The organism is Lapillicoccus sp. (assembly GCF_046595215.1).
Classification (GTDB): domain Bacteria; phylum Actinomycetota; class Actinomycetes; order Actinomycetales; family Dermatophilaceae; genus Lapillicoccus.
Window position 1 is genome coordinate 1 of record NZ_JBKJPP010000113.1, and the last position, 3,102, is coordinate 3,102.

Here is a 3,102-nt window from a genome sequence, read left to right on the forward strand (position 1 = left end):
GCCGCGAACCGTGTCCTCGAGGACCCGGAGCAGACTCGAGGAGAAGCTGTTGCTGACGTCCTGCAGCAGCGCGCCGATGACCCCGGTGCCACCCCGGCCGCGGCGCAGGTTGCTCGCCGTGAGGTTGTGTCGGTAGTTGAGCCGCTCGACGGCTTGGGTGACCTTGTCACGCAGGTCTGGCGAGACCCCGGCCTCCTCGTTGACGACCCGGGACACGGTCTTGAGGCTGACCCCGGCCAGGGCGGCCACGTCGCGCATCGTGGCCCGGCCAGGTCGCGGGCCATCTGGACCGTCGCCTGACATCGTTGTCATCGGCATGGTCCCAATTGAGCCACAACCGTTGACCTGTGTGCAAGGTCGGGCTATAACTGGGTCCTGACAACGTTGTCTAGCCCGGAGGTCACCATGAGCATTGCCATTCGTCCCCGTACCACCCGCCTGATGATGATCGCCTCGGCGACCAGCGTGGCTCTTACCCTCGCCGCGTGCAGCAGCGGCTCGGGCAGCACAGGAGGGGGCGCCGCCGCGACAGGTGGTGGCGGCGGGGACAAGATCGGGGTCGCCCTGATCACGAAGGACTCGTCGAACCCGTTCTTCGTTGCCATGCAGAAGGGCGCCAAGGAGGAGGCCGCCAAGGCCGGCAACATCACCCTCACGATCGCGTCCGGCAAGCAGGAGGGCGACGACCAGGGGCAGATCACCGCGATCGAGAACTCCATCGCGAAGGGCGACAAGGGGATCCTCATCACCCCGATGTCGACCGGGGTCAACTCCGCGATGAAGAAGGCCCGCGACGCCGGCCTCTTCGTCATTGCCCTCGATACCCCGCCCGACCCGGCGGAGACCGTCGACATCACGTTCGCGACGGACAACTTCAAGGCCGGCACGCTCATCGGTCAGTGGGCCGGCAAGCAGCTCGCCGGCAAGCCCGCGACGATCGCCCTGCTCGACCTCTTCAGCGACAAGATCGTCTCCGTCGACTACAACCGCGACCAGGGCTTCCTCACCGGCATGGGCATCGACACCAAGGACAAGAAGAAGAACGGCGACGAGGAAAAGACCGGCAAGTACTCGGGCGGCACCTACGTCATCGCCTGCAACGAGGCCAGCAACGGCGCCGAGGACGGGGGCAGGTCCGCGATGGAGAAATGCCTGACGAAGAACCCCGACATCAACCTCGTCTACACGATTAACGAGCCGGCAGCGGTCGGCGCGAGCGCCGCGCTCAAGGCCCAGGGCAAGACCGCGCTCATCGTCTCGGTCGACGGTGGTTGCGCCGGCGTGAAGTCGGTCAAGGACGGGACGATCGGAGCTACGGCCCAGCAGTACCCGCTGAAGATGGCGCAGCTGGGGATGGCGGCGATCCAGAAGATCGCCACGGGTGGAGAGAAGCCGAAGACCTCTGGGGGCCTCGACTTCTTCGACACCGGTGTTGCCCTCGTCACCGACAAGAAGGCCGACGGGGTGGACAGCATCAGTAGCGACGACGCGTCGAAGATCTGCTGGGGCTGACGTGTCGACGACCACGACGGCCGGCGGGAGCGGGCACAGCGCCGCTCAGGCTGAGCTCTCTCGTCGTTCGCAGAGCCCCGCCCAGCGGGTCCAGCACCTCCTGCACGCGCACCCGTGGCTCAGCCCGCTGATCCTGCTCATCCTGACGGTCATCGTCTTCTCCATCATCAACCCGAGGTTCATCCTGGCGAACTCACTGTCGCTGCTCGTCCAGCAGACCGCGGTGGTGGCTGCGCTGGCCCTCGGACAGACGTTGATCATCCTCACCGCCGGGATCGACCTGTCAGTGGGCGCCATCGCGATCCTCTCGACGATGATCATGGCGTCGTTGGCAGCAAACAACGGTGTCCCTGGCATTCTTGCGCTGGTGATCGGGGTCGCGTTCGGCCTCGGAGCGGGCTGGCTCAACGGGATGCTGGTGACCCGCATCAACCTGCCGCCGTTCATCGTCACGCTGGGCACGCTGAGCATCTTCACCGCTGTGGCCCTGCTCTACTCCGGCGGGTCGAGCATCCAGGACAACCGGCTGCCCGACGTCATCAACTTCACCGGGCAGAGCTTCTCCGTCGGCGGGTTCAGGGTGACCGTAGGCGTCGTCATCGTCCTGCTCATGTACCTCGTCGTCGGGTTCGCGCTGAGCCAGACGGCGTGGGGGCGACACGTGTATGCCGTCGGGGACGACCCGGAGTCGGCACGCCTCAGCGGCATCGCCAGCAAGCGCGTCCTGCTCTCGGTCTACACGGTCGCCGGGCTGATCTTCGGCATCGCCGCCTGGGTGCTCATCGGGCGATCCGGTGGAGCCACACCGAACGCCATCAGCACGGGCAACCTCGACAGCATCACGGCGGTCGTCATCGGCGGCACAAGCCTCTTCGGCGGCCGGGGTGGGGTCGTCGGGACACTGCTCGGGGCCCTGATCGTCTACGCCTTCCAGTTCGGCCTGTCCCTCGCGGGGGTGGACCAGCAGTTCCGCGTCCTCGCCGTCGGCGTCCTTGTCATCGTGGCTGTTGCCATCGACCAGTGGATCAGGAAGGTCAAGACATGAGCATCGCCCGGGAGGCGCCAACCGGCGCGACGGTCCCGTCATCCGTGCTTGCCCCGCAGGCTGGTGGGGGCCGCACGCCGGTCCTCCAGGCCAAGGGCATCGTCAAAACCTTCGGCCGGGTCGTCGGGCTCGACGGGGTCGACCTCGAGCTCTATCCGGGGGAGGTCCTTGCGATCATCGGGGACAACGGGGCTGGCAAGTCGACGCTCATCAAGTGCCTGTCCGGCGCCTACAGCGTCGATGCCGGGGAGATAACGCTCGACGGCCAGCCGGTGTCCTTCAAGAAGCCGCAGGACGCCCGTGACGCCGGGATCGAGACGGTCTACCAGACCCTCGCGGTCATCCCCGCGCTCGACATCGCGAGCAACCTCTACCTGGCCAGGGAGGAGCGGCGTCCCGGCCCGCTCGGCTCGGTCCTGCGGATGCTTGACAAGAAGGGCATGAGGGAGCGGGCCAGCGCGTCGGTCCAGGGTCTCGGCATCCAGACGATCCAGAACATGGGTCAGGCCGTCGAGACCCTCTCGGGTGGTCAGCGACAGGCCGTC

Annotated in this window: 4 protein-coding genes; 3 read left to right on the forward strand and 1 reads right to left on the reverse strand. The window is 66.8% G+C overall.

What is annotated here, in order from left to right; all coding sequences use genetic code 11:
- The coding region (locus tag ACLL9L_RS09175; protein ID WP_411284348.1) for a LacI family DNA-binding transcriptional regulator at window positions 1–258 on the reverse strand (258 nt) is incomplete at its 3' end.
- A 147-nt stretch (window positions 259–405) separates the two neighbouring features.
- Between ACLL9L_RS09175 and ACLL9L_RS09180 the strand changes: the two genes are divergently transcribed.
- From ACLL9L_RS09180 to ACLL9L_RS09190, 3 genes are all read left to right on the forward strand, one after another.
- On the forward strand, window positions 406–1,512 hold the full coding sequence (locus ACLL9L_RS09180) for a substrate-binding domain-containing protein (RefSeq protein WP_411284345.1): 1,107 nt from the start codon (window positions 406–408) through the stop codon (window positions 1,510–1,512).
- A 1-nt stretch (window position 1,513) separates the two neighbouring features.
- A complete protein-coding gene (locus ACLL9L_RS09185) occupies window positions 1,514–2,557 on the forward strand; it encodes an ABC transporter permease (protein ID WP_411284346.1) in 1,044 nt (347 codons plus the stop codon).
- Window positions 2,554–3,102, forward strand: a 549-nt coding sequence (locus ACLL9L_RS09190; RefSeq protein WP_411284347.1) for an ATP-binding cassette domain-containing protein, incomplete at its 3' end; no start/stop codon positions are given. The genes ACLL9L_RS09185 and ACLL9L_RS09190, both read left to right, overlap by 4 nt.